A 24,903-nucleotide genomic window follows, 5' to 3' on the forward strand; every position below is an offset into this window, starting at 1 on the left:
TCCCTCGACAAGGATCGATCATGACCATGTCGTACCTGACCCGGCTCGTCAAAGCGATCGAGGAGGAAGACGGCGGACTGTTCGTCGGGCAGGACGCCGACGGGCACCTGCTCCTCGCCGAATACCGCGGAAAGCGGTTCGTTCCACCGTTGGTGCTCGACTTCACCGAAGAGGAGTTCGACGCCGCTGTCCACACCGCCGCGCGCGGTGGCGGGTCGGCATGGCCGGGGGTCTCCGCTCCGGAAGGCGGATACCGTCTCCTCTCCGTCCATCTGTACGAGAGCATGTCCGGCGAGAGGACACCGACGCGTCGCCTCTACCTCTCGAACGGTCAGGTCTGGGCCGAGTAGCCGCAGTAGCTTCCAGGCCGTTCACCCGATCAGCGCGTTCGCCGACTCACACCGTCGTGCCGCATCGACGGCGCCGATCGACCGCGGATCGACATCGGGTATCGCGGAAGGTGTCGCCCCGAGTCGAGGAGCCGCCGTGAGCACCACCTACCTCGATCAGTTCGTCCGCGCCATCGAGGCGGGCGACCGCGCGGTCGTCGTCGGCCCGGACGACAGCGGCCACCGCGCCCTCCTCGGCTACCAGGGCGAGCACTACGACCCACCCCTCGTGCTCGACTTCTCCGACGAGCAGTTCGAGGCGGCGGTGTACGCGACGGCCCGCTCCGGCGGGAGCTCGCTGTGGCCGGACGTCCCAGAGCCTGAGGCAGGCATCCGGCTGATGCTCGTCCACCTCGAGGAGAGCCTCATGAGCACGAAGCCCGTGTCGCGACGCATCTACATCGCAGAGGGCCAACTCCAGGCCGAGTGAGCCGAGACGAACGGCACTCTCGTCGCTACCTAGCCGACGAGAGTGCCGTTCGTTGCGTCAGGAGCCGGAGCGGCTGCGCTTGATCAGCAGGATGATCAGCAGGAGCAGCACGCCGCCGGCCACCGGGACCAGGCGCTTCAGCACCGGGGCGCCTGCGGTGTCGAGCAGGTCGATGGCGTCGACCTCGCTGCGCATCGGGCCGGCCGCCTTCGGCGTGGTCGACGGGGCCGGCGGGGTGGCTGCGAGCACCGGGCCCTTGGCCACGTCGGCACCCGAGGGCGAGCCGTTCGGGCTGCTACCGGTCTCCCCCGACGACGCCGGACCGGACGAGCCGGACGCCGGGGACGGAGAGGGTGTGGGGGTTGCGGGGGCGGACGTGGCCGCAGCCGCACCGGACGCCGGAGCGGGCTTCGACGATGCGGCGGCACCGGCGGTCTCCGGCGCGAGCTTGCTCGCCACGCACGCCGAGAACTGACCGATGATCTTGTCGGCGACGTCGGAGATGACACCGCGGCCGAACTGGGCGGGCCGACCGGTGATCGTCATGTCGGTGACCATCGTGACGGCGGTGCGGTCCGCGCCGTCGGCCACCATCGTGCCGGTGACGGTGGCCTTGGCCGTGCCGTTGCCGCGGGAGTCGCGCCCGTTCGCCTCGATCACGACCTTGTGGTTCTCGTCGTCGCGGGTGACGTAGGTGCCCTTGCCCTTGTAGGTGAGCGAGATCGGGCCGAGCTTGACCTTCACCGTGCCGGTGAACGAGTCGCCCTCGTACTCCGTCAACGTGGCGCCCGGGAAGCAGGGAGCCACCGTCTCCGGCGTGTTCAGGGCCTCCCACGCCTTCTCGATCGGCGCGTCGATCGTGAACTTGTTCTCCAGCTGCATCTTCTCAGTCTCCTCCACAAACCGCAGGACGCCTGCCCCGGATGACCAGAGCAGGCGTCCTGCAGGAACGAGCGTCAGCCTGCGGCGGCCAGCACCGCACGGCCGGTGAGCACCTTGGCCAGGTGTTCACGGTAGTCGGCGGCGGCATCCGCGTCACTCGGAGCCGCAGTGCCTTCGGTGACCCGGTCGGCGGCCGCGCGCACCGCGTCGTCCGTGGCCGGCTGCCCCACGAGCGCCTGCTCGACGCCCGTGGCGCGGATGGGCGTGGTGCCCATGTTGGTCAGCCCGACGCGGGCCTCCGCGATCGTGCCGCCCTCGACGCGCAGCGCCGCCGCGATCGCGACCATCGACCAGGCCTGCGCCGTGCGGTTGAACTTCTCGTAGTGGCTGCCCCAGCCCGTGTACTTCGGGAACCGGATCTCGGTGAGGATCTCGCCCTCGCCGAGCGCGGTGGTGAAGTAGTCGACGAAGAACTCGGCCGCGGGCACCGTGCGGCTGCCGGAGGCGCCCGCGATCACCAGCTCCGCGTCCAGCGCCAGCGCGACGGCGCCGAGGTCGCCTGCAGGGTCGGCGTGTGCCAGTGAGCCACCGAGGGTGCCGCGGTGGCGCACCTGGTTGTCGGCCACGGTCTCGGTGGCCTGCGCCAGCAGCGTGACGTGCTGCTGCACCGACTCGTCCCGGATGATGTCGTGGTAGGGCGTCATCGCGCCGATCACGATCCGGTCGCCGTCGTCGCGGATCCCGCGCAGCTCGGCGATGCCACCGAGGTCGATGAGCACCGACGGCGCCGCCAGGCGCAGCCGCAGGACCGGGAGCAGGCTCTGGCCACCCGCGAGGATCTTCGCGTCTTCGCCGCCCTGCTGCAGCGCCGAGACGGCCTCCGCCACCGACGTCGGCTTGACGTAGTCGAACTTGGCCGGGATCACTGGACCTCTCCCTGGGGGTTGTTGGGGTCGATCGAGCCGAGGCCCGCGCCCGGCGAGTGGGTGTCGACCGGTGTCTCCTGCGTGGCGCGGCCCTTCGCGTCCTGGATCGCCCGCCAGACGCGCTGCGACGTGCACGGCATCTCCACCTCGGTGACGCCGAGGTGGCGCAGCGCGTCGAGCACACCGTTGACGATTGCCGGGGTGGAGGCGATGGTGCCCGCCTCGCCCACACCCTTGACGCCCAGCGGGTTCGTGGTGGCCGGAGTGCTCACCACGCGTGTGTCGAAGCTGGGCAGGTCGGCCGAGGAAGGCAGCGTGTAGTCGACGAACGTGCCGTTGACCAGCGTGCCCTGCTCGTCGTAGTTGGCCTCCTCGAACAGCGCCTGCGCGATGCCCTGGGCGAGCCCGCCGTGCACCTGGCCCTCGACGATGAGCGGGTTGACCACGTTGCCGATGTCGTCCACGCACGCGTACTTGCGCAGGTGGACGCGCCCGGTGTCGGTGTCGATCTCCATCGCCGCCAGGTGCGTGCCGTGCGGGAAGGAGAAGTTCTCCGGGTCGAACACCGAGTCGGCGTCGAGCGAGGGCTCCATGCCGTCGGGGAGGTCGTGCGCCATGAAGGTGGCGAACGCGATCTCCTGGATCGACTTGCCCGTGTCGGTACCACGCACCGAGAACGTGCCGGCGGAGAACTCGATGTCGCTCTCGTCGGCCTCGAGGAGGTGCGCAGCGACCTTCTTCGCCTTCTCGACCACCTTCTGCGCGGCGTTGACGATCGCGATGCCGCCGACGACCAGCGAGCGCGACCCGTAGGTGTCCAGGCCCTTCGGCGAGACCTGGGTGTCGCCGTGCAGGACCTCCACGTCCTCGAACGGGACGCCGAGCTGGTCCGCGACGATCTGGCTGAACGCCGTCTCGTGGCCCTGACCGTGCGCCGACGCGCCGGTGTTGACCTCCACCTTGCCGGTGGCGAGCATCCGGATGCTCGCGGCCTCCCAGCCGCCCGCGCCGTAGGACAGCGAGCCGAGCACCCGCGACGGAGCCAGCCCGCACATCTCGGTGAACGTCGAGATGCCGATGCCGAGCTGGACGGGGTCGCCCGAGCGCCGCCGCTCCTCCTGCTCGCGACGCAGGCCGGCGTAGTCGAACAGTTCCATCGCCTGCTGCGTGGCCTGCTCGTAGTTGCCGCTGTCGTAGGTGAGCCCGCACACCGTGGTGAACGGGAACTCCTCGTGCTTGATCCAGTTCTGCTCGCGCAGCTCCATCGGGTCGCGCCCGAGCTCGACGGCCAGCTCGTCCATGATCCGCTCGATGGCGAACGTGGCCTCGGGCCGCCCGGCGCCGCGGTAGGCGTCGGTGAGCGTCTTCGTGGTGAAGACGTTTGTGCAGGCGAACTTGTAGGCCGGGAACTTGTAGATCGAGTTGAACATGAACGCGCCGAGGATCGGCACGCCCGGCCCGACGAGCCCGAGGTAGGCGCCCATGTCGGCGAGCAGCTTCACGTCCAGGCCGGTGACGGTGCCGTCCTTCTTCGCCGTGATCGTGATGTCCTGGATCTGGTCGCGCCCGTGGTGCGCGGCCAGCAGCGACTCCGAGCGCGTCTCGGTCCACTTCACCGGTTTGCCGAGCTTCTGCGCCAACGCGACGCAGAGCATCTCCTCGGGCACGACGCCGATCTTGCCGCCGAAGCCGCCGCCCACGTCGGGAGCGATGACCCGCAGCTTGCTCTCCGGGACGCCGAGGGTGACCGTCGTCATCGTGCGCAGGATGTGCGGCACCTGTGTGGAGGAGTAGAAGGTGATCTGCTCCCCGGTCGGGTCGACGACCACGGAGCGCGGCTCCATGAACGCCGGGATCAGCCGCTGCTGGCGGAACCGGCGCCGCACCACGACGGAGTCGGAATCCGCCTCGGCCGCGGCGATCGCCGCGGCGACGCTGGTGCCGGTGCCGGCCTCTGCGGAGTCGAACACCCAGGTGGCGCTCTCGTTGGTGCCGAGGTCGGGGTGCACGAGGGTGGCGCCCTCGCCGACCGCGGCCTCCATGTCGAGCACGGGCTCGAGCGGCTCGTAGTCGACCTCGACGAGCTCGGTGGCGTCCTTGGCCTCCGCGGCGGTGCGGGCGACCACGACCGCGACGCCCTCCCCGGCGAAGTGCACGGCGCTGCTGGCCAGGAGCGGGCGCTGCGGCGCCTTCTGGTCCGGGGTGATCGGCCAGGCGCACGGCAGGCCCACGCCCTCGACGCCCAGGTCGGCGGCGGTGTAGACGCCGAGGACGCCCGGCGCCTGCTTCGCGGCGGACGTGTCGATGCCGGTGATCTGCGCGTGCGCGAAGGTCGAGCGGACGACGGCGATGTGCAGGGTGCCCTGCGGGGTGATCGCGTCGGTGTAGCGGCTGCGGCCGGTGATCAGCCGGGCGTCCTCCTTGCGGACGCGGGAACGGCCGACCTCGGCAACTGTGGTGGGTTCGGCGGTCGTCGTCATGTCAGCCTCCGGCGACGGAGGTCGGGGTGTCGGCCCGGGCGGTGGCGCCGGGCTTCATCGCCTGCGCGGCGCTCTGCACGGCGCGCACGATGTTCTGGTAACCGGTGCAGCGGCAGAGGTTGCCCTCCAGACCCTCGCGCACCTCGCGCTCGTCGGGGTCGGGGTTGTCCCCGAGCAGGTCGACGGCCTGCATGATCATCCCCGGGGTGCAGTACCCGCACTGCAGCGCGTGGCACTCGTTGAACGCCTTCTGCACCGGGTGCAGCTCGCCGTCGCGGGCCAGACCCTCGATCGTGAGGACCTCACCACCGTCGGCCTGCACCGCGAGCACCGAGCAGGACTTCACGCTCTGACCGTTCAGGTGCACCGTGCAGGCGCCACAGTTGCTGGTGTCGCAGCCGACCACGGTGCCGGTCTTGCCCAGCCGCTCCCTCAGGTAATACACCAACAGCATGCGGGGCTCGACGTCGTCGACGTACTCCACGCCGTCGACGGTGACCCGAACCTGTGCCATGTGACCTCTCCTCACCACGAGCGTGGTGCCGCCCTCGCGCGATGCACGAAGGATCCGCACTGGACGCACCGGACGCAGCCGAGCCGACGCCCGGGTGCCGCACACGACGCTGTGGCGGCGGGCACAATCACACCGCCGATCTTCCGGACATGCAAGGTCGACCGGACGGCGCGCGGCAGCACCTCCCCGCTCGGAGGCCCCGCACATGCCGAGCCGAGTCGAACGGAACCGCGTACTCGGAACTAAGCCGCACCCGTGTCCGCATGCGCGGAACCAGACGCCGCGCAGGATCACCTGTCTGGAGCAATCCCGATGACGCGGTGGAGTGCCTCCCCGAGGCACCCGGGGGCCGCTCCGGTGCCCGCGGAGTTCAGGAAAGCCACCTTGCTGCCCCCCACGTTCATGAATGTGGCTTTCCTGAACCTCCCGGGCGGGCCGCCGAAGACCCCTTCCGGTCGCCTTCGCCGGTGCCCACCGGGCGCAGCGGCCCGAGGGTCCGGTGCCGCAACGCGCCCCACCACAGGCCGCCGCCGTAGGCGAGGTCGTCGAGCCTGCGGGCGAGCAGGTACGCCGGCAGGCCCGGGCGGTCGGCGTCTCCCCGACGGCGCCACCAGTCGAGCACGCCCTCCGCGAGGGCGATCACGGCCACCGTGCGCCGGGCCCGCCGCGACACCAGGCACGCGACGAGCGAGACCGGCCAGTAGTGCCGGGTGACGGCGTCGGCGGTCTGGGCGACGGTGCCGAGCGCGCCCAGACCGATCAGCCGGGCCGCGACGGGCCGCGGGTTCTGCACGGGCAGCTGTCGCGCGAGCCGCTCGGCGGCGCCCGCGGCCACGGCGAGCGCTGCCAGCGCCGCCAGGGGACGGCCGCGCAGCAGCAGCACCGCCACCGCGGCCGACCAGGTGTTGAGCACCATCGGCGGCACCGAACCGGGGTGGCGCAGCGACAGCGGGGCAGCCCCCGTGCCGTAGTAGGCCTTGCGCAGCCACCAGGCAGACAGCGTGGTGAGGTGGTCGTGCGCGACCCGGGCCGCAGGCTCGTAGCGCATCCGCCACCCCGCCTCGTGCAGGCGCAGCACGAGGTCGACGTCCTCGGCCACGTGCATGCGCTCGTCGAACCCCGCGCCCGCGGCGTCGCGGCGCACGAGCATCGCGGCGCTCGGGACGTAGGCCACCCGGCTCTTGGGCACGACCAGTGCGGGGTCGGGCCCCTGGTCCAGTGAGGACCGCACCGCCTCGTAGCGCGACAGCCATCCGTCGACGGGGGGCAGCGCGACGATCCGCGGGGCCGCGAGCGCCACGACCGGGTCGGCGAAGCGGGCGAGCAGCGGCTCGAGCCATCCGGGTTGGGGTACGACGTCGGAGTCGAGGAAGGCGACGAGCCGGGTGTGCGCGACGGCGAGCCCGGCGTTGCGGGCAGCGGCGGGGCCCCGCGCCCGCTCGTGCCGCAGCAGGACGGCACCGGCGCGCTGCGCGACGTCCCGGATCCCGGCCGCGTCGGCCGACCCGTCGTCGACGACGACCGTGGCGCCGAGCCCCTCCGGGAGGGCGGCGAGCAGCCGGGCGAGCCCGTCGACGCGGTCCTTCACCGGCACGACGACGGTGACCTCCGACGCGGCAGGCACCGCCGACGCCGGCTCGGCCACGGGATGGGCGATGCCCGCGTCGAGGAGCTTGCGGGCCAGCGCCGCGGACGTCGCGTCACCGACCTCGAGCTCACCGCCGTTCAGGAGGGCGGCCGCGGCTGCCGAGAGTCGCAGCATCCGGGGTGGGGCGCCCCCGAACAGGACGGTGCCGCCGTCGACGACGAGCGCCTGCCGATCGAGCGCAACGCGCGTGCCGTGGGGAAGCGCTAGATCCACACTCGCGAGCCTAGAGCCCGCACCTTGGAGCCGTACTGCTGTTCTCACGCCGAAAAATCAGCAGTACGGCTCGAAGGCGCTGTGTGGGGGATGCTCGTCCTGTGAGTTCGCCTCTCCTGCCCTCCTACGCCCGCTCGCTCGCCTCGGTGCTGCCCTCGCTGCTGGGCGCGCTCGGTGTGCCCGGCCCGCCGGTCGCACTCGCCGTGCCGCCGGTCCGCGCCGCGGCGTTGCTGCTCGTGGACGGGCTGGGCAGCGAGCTGCTGCGCCGCCACGCCGCGGACGCGCCGTTCCTGGCGGGCCTGCCGGACGCGGGCCCGCTCACGGCGGGCTTCCCGTCGAGCACCTCGATCAGCCTGGCCACGCTGGGCACCGGCGTGCCGCCGGGCGCGCACGGCATGCTCGGGATCGCGCTGCGGGCCGGCGGGGAGATCCTGGACACCCTCACGTGGACGGCGCAGGGCACCCGCACGGACCTGCGGGAGCAGCTGGTGCCCGAACAGGTCCAGCCGGTGCCGACCGCGTTCGAGCGCGCCGAGGCCGACGGCGTGGAGGTCACCGTGGTGTCGCTGCGCGAGTTCGCCGGCTCCGGACTCACCCGGGCCGCGCTGCGCGGCGGCCGCTACCACGGCACGCACGCGCTCGGCGACCTGGCCGCCGGCGTCCTCACCGCGGTCAGCGGCAGCGGGCGGCAGCTCTGCTACGGCTACCACCGCGACCTCGACGCGATGGGGCACCTGCACGGCCCGGGCTCGCTGCCCTGGCGACTGCAGCTGGCCCAGGTCGACCGGCTGGCGTCGCTGATCGCCGAACGGCTGCCGCCGGACGCGGTGCTCGCGGTCACCGGGGACCACGGCATGGTCACCGTGGACCGGATCCACGACGCCGACACCGACCCCGTGCTGTCCGACGGCGTCGCTGCGCTCACGGGCGATCCGCGCGCGCGGCACGTCCACGTCCACCCCGGCGCCCTCGACGACGTGCTGGCGACCTGGACCGCGCAGCTGGGCGACGGCGCGTGGGTCGTCCCGGGCGAGCAGGCGATCGCCGAAGGGTGGTTCGGGCCGGTGGCGGCGCACGCCCGCGACCGGATCGGGGACGTGGTGGTCGCGGCGTGCGGTGGCACGGCCGTGATCCGCTCGGCGGCCGAACCGCTGATCTCGCGCATGCCCGGGCAGCACGGTTCGCTCACCGCCGACGAGCAGCTCGTCCCGCTCCTGCTGGCGCGAGCGGTGTGACGGGTCAGCGTGCGGCGGCGCGCTCCCGGCGCCCGGACAGCACCGGGGACAGGCCGAGGACGACGAGCGCGGCGGCCGGGATGACCAGCAGCGCGAACCGCAGGCCGGCCGCGTCGGCGACCAGCCCGATCAGCGGCGGGCCGGCCAGCAGCGCCACCCGGTCCACCGTGCCGACGAGCGCGAGGCCGAGCCCCCGCGGGAGACCGGGCACGGAGTCGGCGGCGCGCATCGCCGCCGGGATCAGCGTCCCGATGCCCAGGCCCACCGCGCCGAACCCGATCACCGTTCCCACCGCCGTCGGCACGGCCAGCGCGAGGGACATCGCGCCGGCGGCCAGCGCGGCACCCGCGAGCGCCACGGCCCGGTCGCCGAAGCGCGTGACCAGCCCGTCGCCCAGCAACCGGCCGACGGTCTGCAACCCCTGCAGGGCGATGAACCCCAACCCCCCGACGGCCGCCGCGGCGCCCAGGTCCTCCCGCAGGTAGAGCGACGACCAGGTGGCACCGGCGTCCTCCATGGACTGCGCCATCGCGGCGATCAGCCCCATGCCGAGCACCGCGGGCCCGAAGCTCCGCCAGCGCAGCGGTCCGCGCTCCCCGTCCGGCCGGGCGGGCGCGTCGTGGTCGTCGCGACCGGGCAGCAGGAACCGGGCCACGGCCCAGCCGAGGAGCGCGAACACGACCGCCGCTCCCGCCAGGTGCCACGGCAGCGGCACCCCGAGCCCGGTGGCCGCGGCGCCCGTCGCCCCACCGAGGACGGCCCCGACGCTCCAGATCCCGTGCATCGAGTTCAGGATCGAACGGCCGTAGCGTCGCTCGACCCGCAGGCCGTGCGCGTTGACGGCGAGGTCGGCGGCGGAATCGACGGCGCCCATGAGGAACAGGACGGCCACCAGCGCCGCCCACGACGGCGCGACGCCCATCAGCGCCACGCTCCCGGCCAGGCAGAACGTGCTGATCGGCGCCACACGGACCGAGCCGAACCGGGCCACGAGCGCGCCGGCCACCGGACCCGCGAGCAGGCCGCCCAGCGCCGCGGCGCCGACCGCCGTGCCGAGCGCGGTGTTCGAGAGGTCGAGCGCGGCCTTCAGGTCGGGGTAGCGCGGAACGACGTTGGCGAACAGCGCCCCGTTGGCGAAGAACAGGGCGGCGACCGCGGCCCTCGCCCGACGGATCTGCGGCGGAGGCCGCATCACGGCAGTGTCGGCGGGTACGGCAGGCACTGTGATGATCCTGCCCCACCGCTCCCGTCCGACGCACCGCGGTTTTCCCCCTCTGTCCGCAACCTCAGATGTAGCTCAATTCCCTGGCCCGCAGCCCGGGGATCCCCCACCCTCGGTCGGGGAAGCTTTCGAATCGGGGGGATGCGCCATGGAGCTCGTCATCGACGTCGAGCTGACAGCCCGTGACCGGTCGATCCTGCGCGCCGTGGTCGGTGGGCGCGCCGAGATCGTCTGGGGCTCCGAGCCGGACCTGTACCTGGACGGGCGGTTCTGCTGCGACCAGAACGCCGTGCACCGGCTCGTCCGGGCCGGGCTGATCGCCCCCGTCTCCGACGCGTCCGTCGGCGAGCGGCTGCCGGCCGTCGTCACCACGGCCGGGCGGCTGGAGCTCGTGGCCTGACCGGCCCCGGCGCCGCGCGCCGGTAGCGTTCCCCGCCGGAGGTGGACCTCGGTGGGTGAGCGTCATCAGCACAGCGCCGGCGAGGGCGTGCGTTGAGCGAGCGTCAGCGAGCGAATCATCAGCACAGCGCCCGCGCGAAGCGCCGGCCGAGCGCTAGCGAGGCCGTGCGTTGAGCGAGCGTCAGCGAGCGAATCATCAGCACAGCGCCCGCGCGAAGCGCCGGCCGAGCGCTAGCGAGGCCGTGCGTTGAGCAAGCCGTCGGCGCGCCAGGAGCGCATCCTCGCGATCCTGCGTTCGCGAGGGCAGGCGCGGGTCGCCGCATTGGCACAGGAGTTCGACGTCTCGCCGATCACCATGCGTCGCGACGTCGAGGCGCTGGCCCGCGACGAGCAGGTGGTGCGCGGGCACGGGATCGTCCGCCTGCCCTCGACGCGGCGCACCGACCGGTCCCGGCGACCCGCCGCGGACGTCGTGGTGCTGATGGCCCCGCTGCACAACACCTACCTGGGCCAGATCCTCACCGGGGCGCGGGAGGCGGCGGAGCAGCAGGGCCTGCGCTGGGAGCTCCTCGGCGTCGAGGAGACGGAACCCACGCGCTCGGCGATGCGCCGGGCCGCCGCGGTGCCGGACGTGCTCGGGGCTCTGATCATCCCCCGCTGGCGTTCGATCACCACCGTCGCCGCCGAGGAGGCGGAACCCGTCGACGACGCGGCGCCGTCCGTCCACGCGGTGCTCCTCGAGCGCTTCCCGCCGGTGGGCAGCGTGCTCGCCGAGCTCGACGCCGTACGGACCGACCACACCCGCGGGGTGCTGCTCGCCCTGCGCCACCTGCGCGAGCGCGGGCACACGCGGATCCTGCTCGCGGCGCGCGACGACAGCCCGACGGGCCGGACCATCCGGTCGGCGTACCTGGGCCTCGTGCCCGAGCTCGGGCTGCCGCTGATCGCCGAGCCGCTGCTCAGCGCCCCGGGCGCGGCGCCCGACCCCGCCACGCCGATGCCCTACCTGCCCGACGTCGTGCGGAGGACCGGCGCGACCGCGCTCGTCGCGCACAGCGACGTCGACGCGCTCAACCTCGTCACGCAGCTGCACGCCGCCGGGCTGCGGGTGCCCGACGACCTCTCGGTGGTCGCCTACGACGACATGGTCTCGGGCCTGGGCGGACTCGAGCTGACGGTGGTGGCGCCACCCAAGCGCGAGGTCGGGAGGGAGGCGCTCACGCTGCTGCAGGACCGTGTGGAGCGGGGCGGGCCGGTGCGGCACGTCGAGCTGCTGCCGGCGCTCGTGGATCGTGGTTCGACGCGCGAGATCACCTGAATTTGATCGTTCGATCATTTTGATCGTTCGACCTTGACATGGATCGATCGCTCGGCAATCGTGAGGGAAAGCGCTCTCTCGATGACGAGGGGAACGACCCATGCCCCACAGATCCCGCGTGCTGGCCTGCGCGGCGACCGCCGCCGCGCTCACGCTCTCCGCGTGCTCGAGCGCGGCCCCGGCGCCCGCGGACGGCGGGCCGACGGTGGTCACCTTCTGGTCCTCGCTGCGAGGTACCCAGCCGGTCGTCGACGCGTTCAACGCCACGCACACCGAGATCCAGGTCGACCTCGAGGTCACCCCGACCGGCACCGGCGGCACGAACGCCAAGCTCAGCAACGCCACGCGCGCCGGCAACGCCCCCGACGTCGCCACGCTGGAGTACAACGCCCTGCCTGCGTTCGCCCTCGACAGCGCGGTGCTCGACGTGACCGACCGGGTCGACGAGGAGTTCCGCACGGCCCTGCTGCCGCAGGCCTGGGACCAGACCACGTTCGACGGACGCGTCTACGCGATCCCGCTCGACATCGAGCCGATGGTCCTGTTCTACCGCCGCGATCTGCTCGAGCAGCACGGCATCGCGGTGCCGACGACCTGGGCCGAGTTCGAGCAGGCCGCCCGCGACCTCAAGGCCGCCGCACCCGACGTCCGGCTCACCACGTTCTTCACCAACAGCGCGCCACACCTGGCCGGGCTCGCCGACCAGGCCGGCGGGCGGTGGTTCTCCACCGAGGGCGGCCGCTGGAACCTCGACTTCACCGACCCGGGGACCACGCGCGTCGCCGGGTACTGGCAGCGGCTGGCGGACGAGGACCTCGTGCAGGTCGCCCCCGGCAGCAGCCAGCAGTGGAACGCCGCGATCAACAACGGGTCCGTCGCCACGTACATCGACGGGGCGTGGGCGGCCGCAGCCCTCATGCGGTCCGCCCCCGACGGCGCGGGCACGTGGGCGGTGGCGCCGCTGCCCCAGTGGGACCCGGCGCAGCCGCGCGTGGGCGTCAAGGGTGGGTCGGTGTTCACCGTCGGCTCGGGCAGCGCGCACCCGGACGAGGCGATGGAGTTCATCCGTTGGATGGTCACCGACCCGGCGGCGTTCCAGGCGCGCCTGTCCAGCGGTGCCAGCAGCCAGTACCCGGCCGCTCCCGGTCTGGTCGGCGTCGCCGACGAGGGCTTCGACCGCAGCTACTTCGGCGGGCAGGACATCTACGCGCTGTTCCGCGAGGAGGCCGCGAAGGTGCCCGAGGGCTGGGTCTGGGGCCCTCGGATGACCGCCACCAACCAGCTGATCCAGGAAGGGCTGGCCCGGATCCGGTACGACGGCACCGTCGTCGAGTCGCTGGCGCAGGCCCAGGAGGAGTCGTTGCCCGACATGCGTGCGCTCGGACTGGCGGTGGCCTCGCGATGACCACCACCCTCGAGACCCCGCCCGCCGCCCGGGACGCCGCGCGGGGGACGCACCGTCCACGCCGCGCCGGCCGGGTGCCGGGACAGCGCGGCGCGGTAGCCGCGCTCCTCGCCCCGTTCGGCCTGCTCTGCCTGGCCGTGTTCATCGTGCCCGCGGTCTACGCGATCTACCTGAGCTTCTTCTCGACGTCGCATTCCGGGCTCGGCTTCGGCAACGCGCGCACGGTGTTCGTGGGCTTCCGCAACTTCGTCGTGGTGCTCACCGACCCGAGCTTCCTGCGCAGCATCGGCGTCACGCTCGCCTACATCGTGGTGTTCATCCCGCTGATCGTCGTGGGTTCGCTGCTGATGGCGCTGCTGCTGGACTCCGGGCTCGCCCGGGGACGGCGGTTCGCGCAGACGGTGCTGTTCCTGCCGCACGCGATCCCGGGAATCATCGCCGCGATCATCTGGCTGTACCTCTACACGCCCGGCATCAGCCCGGTGCTCACCACGCTGGCGGGCCTGGACATCCGGATCGACCTGCTCGGCCAGACGCTGCTCATCCCCTCGCTGGTGAACATCGCGCTCTGGGGCGGGCTCGGCTACAACACCGTGATCTTCTACGCGGCGCTGCAGGCCGTGCCGCGCGAGGTGATGGAGGCCGCCGCGGTGGACGGCGCGGGCGCCGTGCGCACCGCGCTGCGCGTGAAGGTGCCGATGGTGCGCGCCTCGGTGGTGACGGTCGCGATGTTCACGCTGGTGGGCTCGCTGCAGCTGTTCACCGAGCCGATGCTGCTCGCGCAGGCCACGCCGCTGGTCGGCTCCCGGTTCACGCCGAACATGTACATCTTCGACGCGGCCTTCAACCGCAGCAACTACGGCCTCGCCTCGGCGGCGTCGGTGCTGCTGCTCGTCCTGTGCTGCCTGCTGTCCTACGCGGTGGCGCGCTTCAGCTCGCGAGGGGCCAAGTCATGAGCGCCGGAATGACCACCACCGTCGACCGCAGGGTCCGACAGGGCACCCGCGCCGGCTCGATCACGACGAACGTGGTGGTCGCGGCCGCCACGCTGTACGCGCTGCTGCCGCTGCTGTGGCTGCTGCTCGCGGCCACCAAGGACACGCAGGCCCTGTTCAGCAGCCGGCTGCTCGACCTGGGCAACTTCGACCTCGTCGGCAACGTCCGCGCACTGCTCGCCGAGGACGACGGCATCTACCTGCGCTGGTACGCCAACAGCCTGCTGTACGCAGTGGTCGGCGCCGGCTTCGGAGCGCTGATCAGCACCGCGGCCGGGTACGTGTTCGACAAGTACGAGTTCCGCGGCAAGAAGCAGGCCTACGCGCTCGTCCTGATCAGCGTGATGATCCCGGGCACGGTGCTGGCGCTGCCGATGTACCTGATCGCGTCGCGGCTCGGGCTGGCCAACACGATGTGGGCCGTGTTCATCGCGGTGCTGTTCAACCCGTTCGGCGTGTACCTCGCCCGCATGTTCGCCACCGGCTACGTCCCCGGCGAGGTGCTGGAGGCCGCGCGCGTCGACGGGGCGTCGGAGCTGCACATCTTCTTCCGCATCGGGCTGCGCATGCTGGGACCGGGGTTCGTCACCGTGTTCCTGTTCCAGCTCACCGCGATCTGGAACAACTTCTTCCTGCCGCTCGTGATGCTGTCGGACGAGAAGCTCTATCCGATCAGCCTCGGCCTCTACACCTGGAACAGCGCGGCAACGACGTTCCCGGACTACTACCCGCTGGTCGTCATCGGATCGCTGCTCGCGCTGGTCCCGCTCGTCGTGGCCTTCCTGATGCTGCAGCGGTACTGGCGCTCCGGCCTGACCGCGGGGAGCGTGAAGTAGTGGCGCGCGCGGCCTTCGCCATGGCGGCGGCGACCGCCCGCCAGGTGCTGCACCCCGCTGCCGTCGCGCGCATCGCGGCCGCGGTCGACATCCACCCGGACGTCGTGCTCGACGGGTTCGCCCGCGCCGATCTCGCCGACCTCGAGCTGCTGATCACCGGCTGGGGCTGCCCGCCCGTCACCGCGGACGTGCTCGCCGCCGCGCCGCGGCTGCGGGCGATCGTGCACACCGCGGGGACCGTGCGCCAGCACGTCACGGACGCGTGCTGGGAGCGCGGGATCGCGGTCAGCTCGGCGGCCGCGGCCAACGCCGTGCCGGTGGCCGAGTACGCGGTCGCGATGATCGTGCTCGCCGGCAAGCGGGTGCCCGACATCGCGCGGGAGTTCCGGGCCGCGCGGGCGCAACGCGACTGGAACGCTCTCCACCCCGACGCCGGCAACTACGGCGCCACCGTCGGGCTGCTCGGGGCCTCGCTGATCGGGCGGCGGGTCGCCGACCTGCTGCGGCCGTTCGACCTCGAGGTCCTGCTGCACGACCCGTACGTGGCCGACGACGAGGTCCGGGCGCTCGGCGCCGCGCCGGTGGGCCTGGACGAGCTGTTCGCCCGCGGCGGCGTGGTGTCGCTGCACGCGCCGCTCCTGCCGAGCACGCGGGGGATGGTCGACGCCCGGCTGCTCGGGCTGATGCGCGACGGCGCCACGCTGCTCAACACCGCACGCGGCGGGATCGTCGAGCCCGCCGCGCTGGAGCGCGAGCTGCTGTCCGGGCGGCTGCGCGCGATCCTCGACGTGACGACACCGGAACCGTTGCCGCCGGATTCGCCGCTCTGGGACTGCGACGCCGTCCTGCTCACCCCGCACGTCGCCGGCTCGAAGGGCAACGAGCTGCGCCGCCTCGCCGACGCCGCTGCCGACGAGGTGCAGCGCTGGGCGGCGGGGCGACCGTTCGCCCACCCCGTCCGTCGCGAGCTGCTCCCCCTGACCGCCTGATCGAGGAGGCCCCGATTCCCGCCGAGGACCGCACCCTGAGCCCGGAGACCGGCTGGACCCGGCAGCACTGGACCGCCGTGGCCGACGACCTGCTCGCCGCGGTGCAGCGGTACCGCTCACCCCGCGGTGGGCGCATCGACCTGCCCGGCGCGCCCGCCAAGGCCGGCGTCGTCTCCGACGGGCTGGAGGGCTTCGCCCGCACGTTCCTGCTCGCGGCGTTCCGCGCCGCCGGGGACGACGACGCCGCGCCGCTCGCGCCGTACGTCGAGGGTCTGGCCTGCGGGCCGGGACCGGACGGGCCCGACGCGTGGCCGCCGATCGGCTCGCACGGGCCCGGTGGGCAGCCGATGGTGGAGTCGGCGTCGGTGGCCCTGGGCATGCTCGCCGCCCGGGCCCACACCTGGGACCGGCTCGACGGGGACGCGCAGGACCGGCTCGAGGAGTGGCTGCGCGGGGCGCTGCGGAACGAGCCGGCGCCGAACAACTGGTACCTGTTCCCGATGGCGGTGGCGGCGTTCCTCGACGAGGTCGGCCGCGGTGACGACGAGACCGCCCGCGCGCTGGACCGCGCGTCCGACATGCTGGAGGGCTGGTACCGCGGCGACGGCTGGTACAGCGACGGCGACGGGCGCGCGTTCGACCACTACATCGGCTGGGCCATGCACCTCTACCCGGTGCTGGTGGCGCACCTGCGCGGCGACACCGTGCGCCTGGAGCACCTCGGGCCACGGCTGCGGGAGTTCCTCGGCTCGTTCGCCGCCACGTTCGACGTCGACGGCGCCCCGCTGTACCAGGGCCGCTCCCTCACCTACCGCACCGCGACGCTGTCGGCCGTCGCGCTCGGCGAGGTCGTCGGGTGGACGCCGCTGCGGCCCGGGCAGACCCGGCGGATCCTCTCGGCCGGCCTGCGCTACTTCCTCGACCGCGGGGCGCTGACCGACGGGATCTTCTCCCGCGGCTGGCACGGGCCGCACGACGCGAGCCTGCAGGACTACTCCGGCCCGGCCTCGCCGTACTGGGCGAGCAAGGGCTTCGTCGGGCTGCTGCTCCCGGCGTCGGCGCCGCTGTGGACCGCGATCGAGGAGCCGCCGCCGTCCGCGGGGCCGGACCGCACGCTCGCCATCGGATCGGTCGGCTGGCTCGTGCAGACCACGCAGGCCGACGGCCTCGTCCGCGTGCACAACCACGGCAGCGACCACGTGAACCCGTGGGACGCAGACGGCGGCCACCCCGACCCGCTCTACGCGCGGCTCGCCTACTCCACCCGCACCGGCCCCACCGCCGTGCGCAACGCGGCCGACAACCACATCGCCCTGCACGTGCGGGGCCGCGACAGCGTCCGGCGCCGCATCCACCCGATCGGCAGCGGGCCCGACTGGGTGGCCTCGTGGCACCAACCGCAGTTCCCCGGTCCGCCCGCCTTCCCCGGCGGCCCGCCCGTCGCGGGTGGGCCGGTGCTGCCCCAGTCGCGCATCGAGAGCCTGGTCGTGGCCCGCGGCGCCTGGGAGGTGCACGTCCACCGGCTGCGCGCGGTGCCGGCCGGCGTTCCCGTCACGGTGACGGGATGGGCGCTCGCCGCCGCCACGCCCCGGGAGCTCGACGAGCAGGTCGAGGGCGTCGCCGTCGCACTGAGCACGGAGGAGACCGCCACCCGCCTCGTCGGCTGCCACGGTTTCGACGCGGCGGGCGTCGAGCGGGCCCCGCAGGGCACGGCCTACGGCGCCTGGGCGCTCGTGCCCACCCTCCGTGGCACGGCCGAGCGCGGGGAGCTGCTGGTGAGCGCCTCGACCCTCACCTCGGCTCCCGCACCCGCCGCGCCGCAGGTCGGCGTCGACGGCACGCAGGTCGCGGTGACCTGGGCCGACGGCGCGCGCACGACCTGCACCTGGACGGCGGCTGCCCCGGAGGTCACGACCACCCCCTGACCCGTCGCACACCGACTTCCGGTCTCGTACACCGACTGCAGTCGGTGTGCGAACGCAGCAATCGGTGTGTGAGCGTCGCGGGTGCGGAGGCGAGCTCTCCGACGCCATGGCCCTCGCACCGTGGCGCCCGCGCGTTCGCCACCGGTCAAACACCGACTTCTGGTCTCGTACACCGGCTGCAGTCGGTGTGGGAGCACAGCTTTCGGTGCGTGGCCGCGGCGGCGGACCTCCCTCGCTCCCGGAGGCCGCCTGCGCGAGTCGCCGATCGACGGTCACACACCGAATCCGGTGCCGACGCACCGACTGCAGTCGGTGTGGGAGCGCAGCTATCGGTGTGCGGGCGGAGGGCTCAGGTCAGGCGGCCCGTGCGGTCGGGGTGCCAGCGGTTCAGGCCGGCTCGGAGGGCCTCGGTCATCTCGGCCAGGAGGTGTTCGCCCTCCTGCGCCGTCGCGCCGGTGGGGTCGCCGAGGACGCCGTTGGGGCTCACCGCCGCGACCCCGCCGGCGCGCAGGGCCGGGAGCAGCTCGGCGAGCGGCGCCGTGGCCCCGGGTTCGGCGGCCTCGAGCCGGACCGCCGCGGGGTCGAGCGCGAGCAGGATCGACGTCTCGGTGCGCCCGGCGTGCGCATCGCCGCCGGTCACCACGCACGGGGACCAGGCGGCGTCGCGTCCCTCGTCGCGCAGCTGCGCGACGGCGTCGGGCACGGTCGGGAGGTTGCCACCGTGCCCGTTCACGAACACCAGCCGCGACGCCCACCGCGACGCCGAGCGCCCGAGCTCCACGAGGACCGCCCGCAGCGCCTCGTGCCCGATCGACAGCGTGCCGGGGAAGCCCTCGTGCTCGCCCGACGCGCCGTAGACCAGCGGCGGCGCGACCAGCAGCTCCGCGTCGTCGGCGGCGGCCCTGCGGGCGACGGCCCCGGCGATGCGGGCGTCGGTGTCCAGCGGCAGGTGCGGACCGTGTTGCTCGAACGCCCCCAGCGGGACGAGCACGGTGGCCGCGCGCACCTCGGGCCAGGTCGATTCCCCCAGGCTCACAGCGCCTCCCCCACGTGGTGGCCCTCCCGCACCGCGGCGTCGAGTCGCCGCGGCGCGAGGCAGTCACCGATCCGGTGCACCGGCAGCTCGCCCCCGCGCAGCGCGCGCCAGAGCTCGTCCTCGGGCTCGGAGGGCACGGCGCACACCACCCAGTCGTAGCGCACCTGCGTGGTCGCACCGACCAGGTGGTCCAGCACGGTGAGCGTGACGCCGGGCGCGGCGTCCAGCACGACGCGCTCGGTGGTCGTCGCGATACCGGCGGCGTATGCCCTGCGGTGGAACAGCTCCAGGTCCAGGGTCAGCCCGAGGTCCTGCGCGACCACCAGGCCCGGCGTGGCGATCTCGACCGCACAGCCGCGCGCGGCCAGCAGCTCCGCCACCGACGTCGCCGGGTGGAACCCCGTCTCGTCGTACACGAGCACCGAGCCGGACGGCGCCACGCGCCCGTCGAGCACGTCGCGGACGTCGACCACGCGGTCCAGGCCCCTCGCCCAGGCGGGCCGACCCGGCAGGGCGCCGGTGGCGAGCACGACGGCCTCGGGGCCTTCCCGCTGCACGTACGCCGCGTCGACGGCCACGCCGGTGCGCACCTCGACGCCGGCGCCGCGGCAGGCGGCCAGCAGGTCGTCGGCCACCACACCGAGCCCCGCCCGGGCCGGCGCCGCAGCCGCCACCACCACCTGACCGCCGGTGCGGGGCCCGCGTTCGCACAGCACCACCCGGTGCCCGCGCTCCGCGGCCGTCGCGGCGGCCTGCATCCCGGCCGGCCCGCCGCCGACCACCAGCACGTGCCGCCCACGCCGAGGCCGGAGCGGGAGCCGCAGGGACTCCCGGCCGGCCACGGGGTTGACCGCGCACCCGAGCCGCTGGTTGAGCCCCACCCGGCCGGCGCACTCCTGGTTGCAGGCCGGGCACGTCCGCGGGCGCGTGGCCGTGGTGAAGTCGGGGTCGGCGATCTGGCCGCGTACGACACCGACCAGGTCGCAGTGGCCGTCGGCGAGGGCGCGCTCGGCCGCGTCGAGGCCGGTGATCCGGCCGATCCCCACCACCGGCACGGCCACGGCGCGCCGGATCGCCGCGGCGACGTGCAGGGCGTGCCCGGCCTGCACCGGCATCGGCGCCTCGACGAGGTGCAGCGTCGCGGTGGCGACCCCCGTGGTCGTGTTGACGTAGTCGACGCCGTCGGCGGCGAGGATCCGCGCCGTCTCGACGGCCTCGGCGATCCCGATGCCGCCGGCCAGCCCCTCGTCGCCGCACAGCCGCACGCCGATCGCACCCGCCGCCCCGACGGCCTCGCGCACCGCCGCGAGCACCTCCCGCACGACCCGCACCCGGTTGGCGAGGCTCCCGCCGTAGCGGTCGGTGCGGTGGTTGGTGAGCGGGGAGAGGAACTGGCGCAGCAGCGAGGCCTGCGAGCACTGCAGCTCGACGCCGTCGAACCCGCCCGCGACGCAGTGCGCGGCCGTGGCGGCGTACCCGGCCACCACCTCCCGGATCTCCGCGGTCGTGACGGCCTTCGGCACCTCGCGGAACAGCGGGTCCGGCACCGGCGACGGTGCCCACAGCGCTCGGCGCGAGTACAGGCCGCTCGACTGCCCGCCGTTGTGGTTGAGCTGCGCCAGCACCGGGACGCCGTGCGCGTGCACCGCTTCGGTGATCCGCCGGTAGCCGGGCACGGCCGCCGGGTCGAACCCCCGGATCAGCTTCTCGTACGGCCGATCGGCGGGATGCACGGAGTGCTCCTCGGTGATCACCAATCCGGCCCCGCCCGCGGCGCGTGCGGCGTAGTAGGCGGCGTGCTGGTCCGTGGGCAGGCCGTCGGTCGCGGCGTTGGTCAGGTGCGCGGCGAAGACGATCCGGTTGGGCAGCCGCAGCGGGCCGACGTCCAGCGGCGAGTGGACGATCACGACAGCGCCAGCGCGGCCGCGCGGCCCTCGCGCACGGCCTCGTGGACGGTGCGCGGGGCCACGCAGTCACCCGCGCGGGGCAGGTGCGGGCGGGCCGCCCACAGCGCGTCGTCGGGCAGGCGGTGGCCGCAGTCGAGCACGAGCGCGCAGTCGATCTCCCGCGCCGCGCCCGTCCAGACGTCCTCCAGCACCGCCCGGCCCCGCTCCACGCGGCGCAGCCGGGCTCGCCGCTCGCGCGCGACCCCGGCCCGCGCGAGGCGGGCGTTCGCCGGCACGAGGTCGCCGGTGGCCGCGAGCTGGTGGCCCACGACCTGGTCGGGGGTCACCAGGGCAACCGGCCGCCCCGTGGCCGCGACCTGCTCGGCGATCCCCACCCCCGTCCAGTCCCCGAGCGGGTCGTGCACGACGACCGGCCCGGCCGGCAACACCGCCGCTCCCGACACCGCCGCTTCGAAGGCCGCGGCGTCCAGCACCGGCACATCGCACGGGTAGTCCCGGGGCCCGGGCCGGGAGCCCGTCGCGAGCAGGACCCGGCCCTCATCGAGATCGGCGGCACCCACCTCGACCCCCGTCTCCACGCGCACCCCGAGCCGGGCGAGCTCGCGCTCGTACCACGGGATCAACACCCCCATCCGCGCCCGCCCGTGAACGGCGGCCGCGAGCCGCAAGGCTCCCCCGAGCACCGGCGCCCGCTCGAGAAGCCGCACAGGCACCCCGAGGGAAGCGAGCACCCGAGCAGCCTCGAGCCCCGCAGGCCCACCCCCGACGACAAGCACCTCCCGCCCCGTACGAACGGCACCCTCGTCCGATAGAGCGGTACGAACGTGCCGCTCGTCCGACGCCGGGCGCTCCCGGTGCCCGCCGCGCCCCGCCTCACCGTCCAACGGTGGCTCTTGCGTCTCGTGGCCTGCGCCGGGCTCCGCGTCGTCGCTGATCAGCGGGTTGTGGGGGTCGCGGACTGCCGTGCGCTGATTCGACAGGGTGCTCGGGCGGATGCGCTCGGGGGTGCCGGCGCGGACGTGCGCGACGAGGTCCGGGTCGGCGATCTGCGCTCTCGTCATCTCGACGAGATCGGCCACGCCGTCGTCGAGGGCGGCCTGCGCGAAGGCCGGGTCGACGACGCTGCCCTGCAGGATCACCGGCACGTCGACGGCCGCGCGCACCCGGGCGCACAGCTCCCGGTTGAACCCCGGCTCCTCGTGCAGGTCGGGGCGGGTGGCCCAGACCGAGAGGCCCGAGCCGCGGATCGGGACGAGGTAGTCCACGGGGAGCGCCGCAGCCGTCGCCACGGCGTCCTCGGGCGTGATCCCGGCCCACGGCGCGAGCTCGTCCGCGCAGAGGCGCAGGCCGAGCACGCGGTCGTCGCCCAGCCCGGCGCGGACCGCGGCCAGCACCTCGCGCAGCAACCGGGCGCGGTCACCGCCGTATCCGTCGGCGCGGTGGTTCGTGAGCCCGGAGAGGAACTGGCGCAGGATCGAGTGCTGCCCGGCGTTGACCTCGACGCCGTCCAGGTCGGCCTCGGCCGCCAGCGCGGCGGACGCACCGAACCCGGCCACCAGCGCGTCGATCTCGGGCTGCTCCAGCGCCATCGGCACCTCACGGCTGACCGGATCGGCCACCCGCGACGCACCCCACAACGCCTGCCGCGCGTACCCGGTGCTGCCCTGCCCGCCGGCGTGACCGAGCCCCGCGAGCACCAGCGCGCCGTGCGGACGGCACGCGGCCACGACCGCTGCCCAGCCGTCGACGGCGTCGGCCGCGCGGGGCGCGCGCTCGTAGGGCCAGTCGGAGTCGTGCACGCTCGCCACCTCGGTGACGATCACGCCCGCGCCCCCTGCCGCCCGCCGGGCGTAGTAGGCGACGTGCCGATCGGAGATCTCCCGCCGGAACGCGAGGTTGGTCTCGTGCGGCCCGAACAGGACACGACTCGCGGCGGTGCGCCCCCGCAGTTGCACGGTGCCGCCCAAGGAGCCGCCCCGACCAACGGCACTCCCGTCGGCCAGGTGCCGACGGGAGTGCCGTTCGTCGCTCGTCGGCTCGCTCAGCTCCCCGCCACCGGGACCCGCAGCCGCGAGTCGCTCGCGTCGTCGGCCACGCCCACCAGGGGACTCGTCTCGCACGCCTTGTCCGGACGCCGGCCGATCGTCACGGGGACCGGGCCCCGGGAGTTGCGCGGTGCCGAGCGGGAGTGGTCCACCTCCGACCGCGGGATCGTGGTCGAACCGTCCCGCGCAGCGAGCGCCTCCTCCCCGAAGCCGCGCACGCACTCCGGGTCGGGGCCGTCCAGCGGCAGGCCGGTGAAGAACTTCGCGGCCATGCACCCGCCCTGGCAGGAGTCGTAGAAGCCGCAGCTGCGACACGCGCCGCCGGTCTGCGGCTGCCGCAGCTCGGTGAACAGCTCCGAGTTCTGCCACACCTCCTGGAACCCGCCCGGCGAGCGCACGTTGCCGGCCAGGAAGTTGTCGTGGATCGCGAACGGGCACGCGTAGACGTCGCCCACCGGGTCGATCAGGCAGACCACCCGGCCCGCGCCGCACAGGTTGAGCCCGGGCAGCGCCTCGCCATAGGCGGAGAGGTGGAAGAACGAGTCGCCGGTGAGCACGCCGTCGCCGCGCGCGACCAGCCAGTCGTAGAGCTGCCGCTGCTGGGTGGACGTGGGGTGCAGCTCGTCCCAGACGTCCGCGCCGCGACCGGACGGCCGCAGCCGCGTGATCCGCAGCTGCGCGCCGTACTTGTCGGCGATGGCCTTGAACTCGTCGAGCTGGTCGACGTTCTGCCGCGTCATGACCACGCTGATCTTCGGTTGCCCGAACCCCGCCTCGGCCAGGTTCTCCAGCGCCCGTACCGCCGTGGCGTACGAGCCGGGCCCGCGGATGTGGTCGTTGACCTCGGCGGTGGCGCCGTCGAGCGAGATCTGCACGTCCACGTAGTCGGTGGCGGCCAGCTGCGCGGCCCGCGCCTTGTCGAGCTTGATCCCGTTGGTGGAGAACTTGACGCCCACGTCGTGGGTGACCGCGTAGTCGAGCAGCTCCCAGAAGTCGGGGCGGACGGTCGGCTCCCCGCCGCCGATGTTGACGTAGAAGACCTGCATCCGCTGCAGCTCGTCGATCACCGACTTCGCCTCGGCGGTGGACAGCTCGCGCGGGTCCCGCCGCCCGGAGGAGGACAGGCAGTGCACGCACGCCAGGTTGCAGGCGTAGGTGAGCTCCCACGTGAGGCAGATCGGGGAGTTGAGGCCGTACTGGAAGTGGTCCACGAGCTTCACGAGCGCTCCTCGATGGTTCCGTTCGCGGCCAACCCGGCCAGCGCGCGCAGGTAGGCGGAACGCTGCGACTCCTCGACGCCCGCCGCGTCGATCGCAGCGTGCACCGACGGGTGCTGCTCGAGCCCCGAGACGACCGTGACGAGCTGCGGTGTCTTCAGGAACGACAGCTTGCGCGTGCCGAAGTGGTAGACGAGCGCCCCGAACGGCTCAGGGCGCACCGCCACCCGTGGGCTGCAGCGATGGGGCCGCGCCGGGTCGAACGCAGGCGCGGCACCGGACGCCTCGATGGACACGGCGGTCAGTAGACGCCGCACATGCCGTCGATGGAGACCTCCTCGACGAGCATCTCCTCGACCACGGGCTCCTCGACGGCCTGCTGGGTGTCGTTCGTGGGGGCCATGCGTTCCTCCTGACGTCGTTGGCTGGGCAGGGTCGACGCTAATTGGCACCCGGTGCCAAAGACAAGGCCTCCGCCACTCGAACGCAGCGCCGATCCGAGGAGCGAGACACTGCGGGTCGTGGACACCACCCCCTTGCTGCACATCTCGAACCCCACCGAGTGGGAGACCATGCGCGCTGCAGGCGTGATCGCGCCGCCGTCGCTCGACGAGGTCGGGTTCGTGCACCTCTCGACGCCCGAGCAGGTCGCGCTCCCGGCGAACCGGATCTACGGCGGGCGGAGCGACCTGCTGCTACTCGTGCTCGACCCGGAGCGGATCGGCGTGGAGGTCCGGTTCGAGCCGGGCGTGCCCACCGACCCGGAGTCGATGCGCTTCCCGCACGCCTACGGCCCGATCCCGACGTCGGCCGTGGTGGACGTGCGGCCCTACGCGCCGGGCCCCGACGGCAGCTTCGGCGCGCCGGACCTCAGCGCCTGACCGACACGTAG

Annotated in this window: 23 protein-coding genes; 11 read left to right on the forward strand and 12 right to left on the reverse strand. The window is 73.6% G+C overall.

Annotation, left to right across the window (positions count from 1 at the left end):
• Positions 1-20: 20 nt before the first annotated feature.
• Both CFP66_RS07500 and CFP66_RS07505 read left to right on the forward strand, forming a co-directional pair.
• On the forward strand, positions 21-350 hold the full coding sequence (locus CFP66_RS07500) for a hypothetical protein (RefSeq protein ID WP_094921720.1): 330 nt from the start codon (positions 21-23) through the stop codon (positions 348-350).
• A 136-nt stretch (positions 351-486) separates the two neighbouring features.
• The gene (locus CFP66_RS07505) at positions 487-819 is read left to right on the forward strand and encodes a hypothetical protein (RefSeq protein WP_094921721.1); all 333 of its coding nucleotides are present in this window, start codon (positions 487-489) and stop codon (positions 817-819) included.
• 57 nt (positions 820-876) lie between these two features.
• Here the strand turns inward: CFP66_RS07505 and CFP66_RS07510 are convergent, their stop codons facing one another.
• The 5 genes from CFP66_RS07510 to mftF form a co-directional block, all read right to left on the reverse strand.
• On the reverse strand, positions 877-1,701 hold the full coding sequence (locus CFP66_RS07510; protein WP_094921723.1) for an SRPBCC family protein: 825 nt from the start codon (positions 1,699-1,701) through the stop codon (positions 877-879).
• 74 nt (positions 1,702-1,775) lie between these two features.
• The gene (locus CFP66_RS07515) at positions 1,776-2,627 is read right to left on the reverse strand and encodes a xanthine dehydrogenase family protein subunit M (RefSeq protein WP_094921724.1); all 852 of its coding nucleotides are present in this window, start codon (positions 2,625-2,627) and stop codon (positions 1,776-1,778) included.
• Positions 2,624-5,107, reverse strand: a complete 2,484-nt coding sequence (locus tag CFP66_RS07520; protein ID WP_094921726.1) for a xanthine dehydrogenase family protein molybdopterin-binding subunit — start codon at positions 5,105-5,107, stop codon at positions 2,624-2,626. Before CFP66_RS07520 ends, CFP66_RS07515 begins: the two co-directional genes overlap by 4 nt.
• Position 5,108: 1 nt before the next feature.
• Positions 5,109-5,621, reverse strand: a complete 513-nt coding sequence (locus tag CFP66_RS07525) for a (2Fe-2S)-binding protein (RefSeq protein WP_094921727.1) — start codon at positions 5,619-5,621, stop codon at positions 5,109-5,111.
• Between the two features lie 400 nt (positions 5,622-6,021).
• Entirely contained in the window at positions 6,022-7,482 is a 1,461-nt protein-coding gene (gene mftF / locus CFP66_RS07530; RefSeq protein ID WP_094921729.1) for a mycofactocin biosynthesis glycosyltransferase MftF, read from the reverse strand.
• 101 nt (positions 7,483-7,583) lie between these two features.
• On the opposite strand from mftF, the gene CFP66_RS07535 reads away from it, so the two are divergent.
• Positions 7,584-8,717: an alkaline phosphatase family protein gene (locus CFP66_RS07535; protein ID WP_094921730.1), complete on the forward strand. Its 1,134-nt coding sequence runs from the start codon at positions 7,584-7,586 to the stop codon at positions 8,715-8,717.
• A 4-nt stretch (positions 8,718-8,721) separates the two neighbouring features.
• Here CFP66_RS07535 and CFP66_RS07540 read toward each other — a convergent pair whose 3' ends face one another.
• Positions 8,722-9,909: an MFS transporter gene (locus CFP66_RS07540; protein WP_094922320.1), complete on the reverse strand. Its 1,188-nt coding sequence runs from the start codon at positions 9,907-9,909 to the stop codon at positions 8,722-8,724.
• A 178-nt stretch (positions 9,910-10,087) separates the two neighbouring features.
• Here CFP66_RS07540 and CFP66_RS07545 point away from each other — a divergent pair, with 178 nt between their 5' ends.
• The 7 genes from CFP66_RS07545 to CFP66_RS07575 all read left to right on the forward strand — a co-directional run bounded on the left by CFP66_RS07545 (position 10,088) and on the right by CFP66_RS07575 (position 17,806).
• The gene (locus CFP66_RS07545; protein ID WP_094921732.1) at positions 10,088-10,339 is read left to right on the forward strand and encodes a hypothetical protein; all 252 of its coding nucleotides are present in this window, start codon (positions 10,088-10,090) and stop codon (positions 10,337-10,339) included.
• Between the two features lie 246 nt (positions 10,340-10,585).
• Positions 10,586-11,656 (forward strand): substrate-binding domain-containing protein, encoded by a 1,071-nt coding sequence (locus CFP66_RS07550; RefSeq protein ID WP_094921734.1) that lies wholly within the window; start codon positions 10,586-10,588, stop codon positions 11,654-11,656.
• A 100-nt stretch (positions 11,657-11,756) separates the two neighbouring features.
• Positions 11,757-13,061 carry a sugar ABC transporter substrate-binding protein gene (locus CFP66_RS07555; RefSeq protein WP_094921735.1) on the forward strand — a complete coding sequence of 435 codons (1,305 nt, stop codon included), beginning with the start codon at positions 11,757-11,759 and terminating at the stop codon, positions 13,059-13,061.
• Positions 13,058-14,017 carry a carbohydrate ABC transporter permease gene (locus CFP66_RS07560; protein ID WP_094921737.1) on the forward strand — a complete coding sequence of 320 codons (960 nt, stop codon included), beginning with the start codon at positions 13,058-13,060 and terminating at the stop codon, positions 14,015-14,017. Before CFP66_RS07555 ends, CFP66_RS07560 begins: the two co-directional genes overlap by 4 nt.
• A complete protein-coding gene (locus tag CFP66_RS07565; RefSeq protein WP_094921738.1) occupies positions 14,014-14,892 on the forward strand; it encodes a carbohydrate ABC transporter permease in 879 nt (292 codons plus the stop codon). Before CFP66_RS07560 ends, CFP66_RS07565 begins: the two co-directional genes overlap by 4 nt.
• The gene (locus CFP66_RS07570) at positions 14,892-15,881 is read left to right on the forward strand and encodes a hydroxyacid dehydrogenase (RefSeq protein ID WP_233159228.1); all 990 of its coding nucleotides are present in this window, start codon (positions 14,892-14,894) and stop codon (positions 15,879-15,881) included. Before CFP66_RS07565 ends, CFP66_RS07570 begins: the two co-directional genes overlap by 1 nt.
• Positions 15,882-15,916: 35 nt before the next feature.
• Positions 15,917-17,806 (forward strand): DUF2264 domain-containing protein, encoded by a 1,890-nt coding sequence (locus tag CFP66_RS07575; protein ID WP_255413836.1) that lies wholly within the window; start codon positions 15,917-15,919, stop codon positions 17,804-17,806.
• Between the two features lie 349 nt (positions 17,807-18,155).
• On the opposite strand, the gene mftE is transcribed toward CFP66_RS07575, so the two are convergent.
• The 6 genes from mftE to mftA all read right to left on the reverse strand — a co-directional run bounded on the left by mftE (position 18,156) and on the right by mftA (position 24,414).
• The gene (gene mftE, locus CFP66_RS07580; protein WP_094921740.1) at positions 18,156-18,842 is read right to left on the reverse strand and encodes a mycofactocin biosynthesis peptidyl-dipeptidase MftE; all 687 of its coding nucleotides are present in this window, start codon (positions 18,840-18,842) and stop codon (positions 18,156-18,158) included.
• Positions 18,839-20,749 carry a mycofactocin system FadH/OYE family oxidoreductase 2 gene (locus CFP66_RS07585; RefSeq protein WP_198961309.1) on the reverse strand — a complete coding sequence of 637 codons (1,911 nt, stop codon included), beginning with the start codon at positions 20,747-20,749 and terminating at the stop codon, positions 18,839-18,841. Before CFP66_RS07585 ends, mftE begins: the two co-directional genes overlap by 4 nt.
• Positions 20,746-22,716 (reverse strand): FAD-dependent oxidoreductase, encoded by a 1,971-nt coding sequence (locus CFP66_RS07590; protein ID WP_094921741.1) that lies wholly within the window; start codon positions 22,714-22,716, stop codon positions 20,746-20,748. The genes CFP66_RS07585 and CFP66_RS07590 overlap by 4 nt, the downstream gene beginning before the upstream one ends.
• 74 nt (positions 22,717-22,790) lie before the next feature.
• A complete protein-coding gene (gene mftC, locus CFP66_RS07595) occupies positions 22,791-24,014 on the reverse strand; it encodes a mycofactocin radical SAM maturase (protein WP_094921743.1) in 1,224 nt (407 codons plus the stop codon).
• Entirely contained in the window at positions 24,011-24,307 is a 297-nt protein-coding gene (mftB, locus tag CFP66_RS07600) for a mycofactocin biosynthesis chaperone MftB (protein ID WP_369804980.1), read from the reverse strand. The genes mftC and mftB overlap by 4 nt, the downstream gene beginning before the upstream one ends.
• A 5-nt stretch (positions 24,308-24,312) precedes the next feature.
• Positions 24,313-24,414: a mycofactocin precursor MftA gene (mftA, locus tag CFP66_RS47050; protein WP_143517164.1), complete on the reverse strand. Its 102-nt coding sequence runs from the start codon at positions 24,412-24,414 to the stop codon at positions 24,313-24,315.
• 118 nt (positions 24,415-24,532) lie between these two features.
• On the opposite strand from mftA, the gene CFP66_RS07610 reads away from it, so the two are divergent.
• The gene (locus CFP66_RS07610; protein WP_255413824.1) at positions 24,533-24,892 is read left to right on the forward strand and encodes a DUF952 domain-containing protein; all 360 of its coding nucleotides are present in this window, start codon (positions 24,533-24,535) and stop codon (positions 24,890-24,892) included.
• The last annotated feature ends 11 nt before the right edge of the window (positions 24,893-24,903 follow it).

This window comes from Pseudonocardia sp. MH-G8 (assembly GCF_002262885.1).
GTDB lineage: Bacteria > Actinomycetota > Actinomycetes > Mycobacteriales > Pseudonocardiaceae > Pseudonocardia.

Coding starts and splice junctions, on each gene's coding strand:
- CFP66_RS07500 (WP_094921720.1), top strand. CDS start 21: ATGACCATGTCGTACCTGACCCGGCTCGTCAAAGCGATCGAGGAGGAA.
- CFP66_RS07510 (WP_094921723.1), bottom strand. CDS start 1,701: ATGCAGCTGGAGAACAAGTTCACGATCGACGCGCCGATCGAGAAGGCG.
- CFP66_RS07520 (WP_094921726.1), bottom strand. CDS start 5,107: ATGACGACGACCGCCGAACCCACCACAGTTGCCGAGGTCGGCCGTTCC.
- CFP66_RS07525 (WP_094921727.1), bottom strand. CDS start 5,621: ATGGCACAGGTTCGGGTCACCGTCGACGGCGTGGAGTACGTCGACGAC.
- CFP66_RS07540 (WP_094922320.1), bottom strand. CDS start 9,909: ATGCGGCCTCCGCCGCAGATCCGTCGGGCGAGGGCCGCGGTCGCCGCC.
- CFP66_RS07545 (WP_094921732.1), top strand. CDS start 10,088: ATGGAGCTCGTCATCGACGTCGAGCTGACAGCCCGTGACCGGTCGATC.
- CFP66_RS07555 (WP_094921735.1), top strand. CDS start 11,757: ATGCCCCACAGATCCCGCGTGCTGGCCTGCGCGGCGACCGCCGCCGCG.
- CFP66_RS07560 (WP_094921737.1), top strand. CDS start 13,058: ATGACCACCACCCTCGAGACCCCGCCCGCCGCCCGGGACGCCGCGCGG.
- CFP66_RS07565 (WP_094921738.1), top strand. CDS start 14,014: ATGAGCGCCGGAATGACCACCACCGTCGACCGCAGGGTCCGACAGGGC.
- mftA (WP_143517164.1), bottom strand. CDS start 24,414: ATGGCCCCCACGAACGACACCCAGCAGGCCGTCGAGGAGCCCGTGGTC.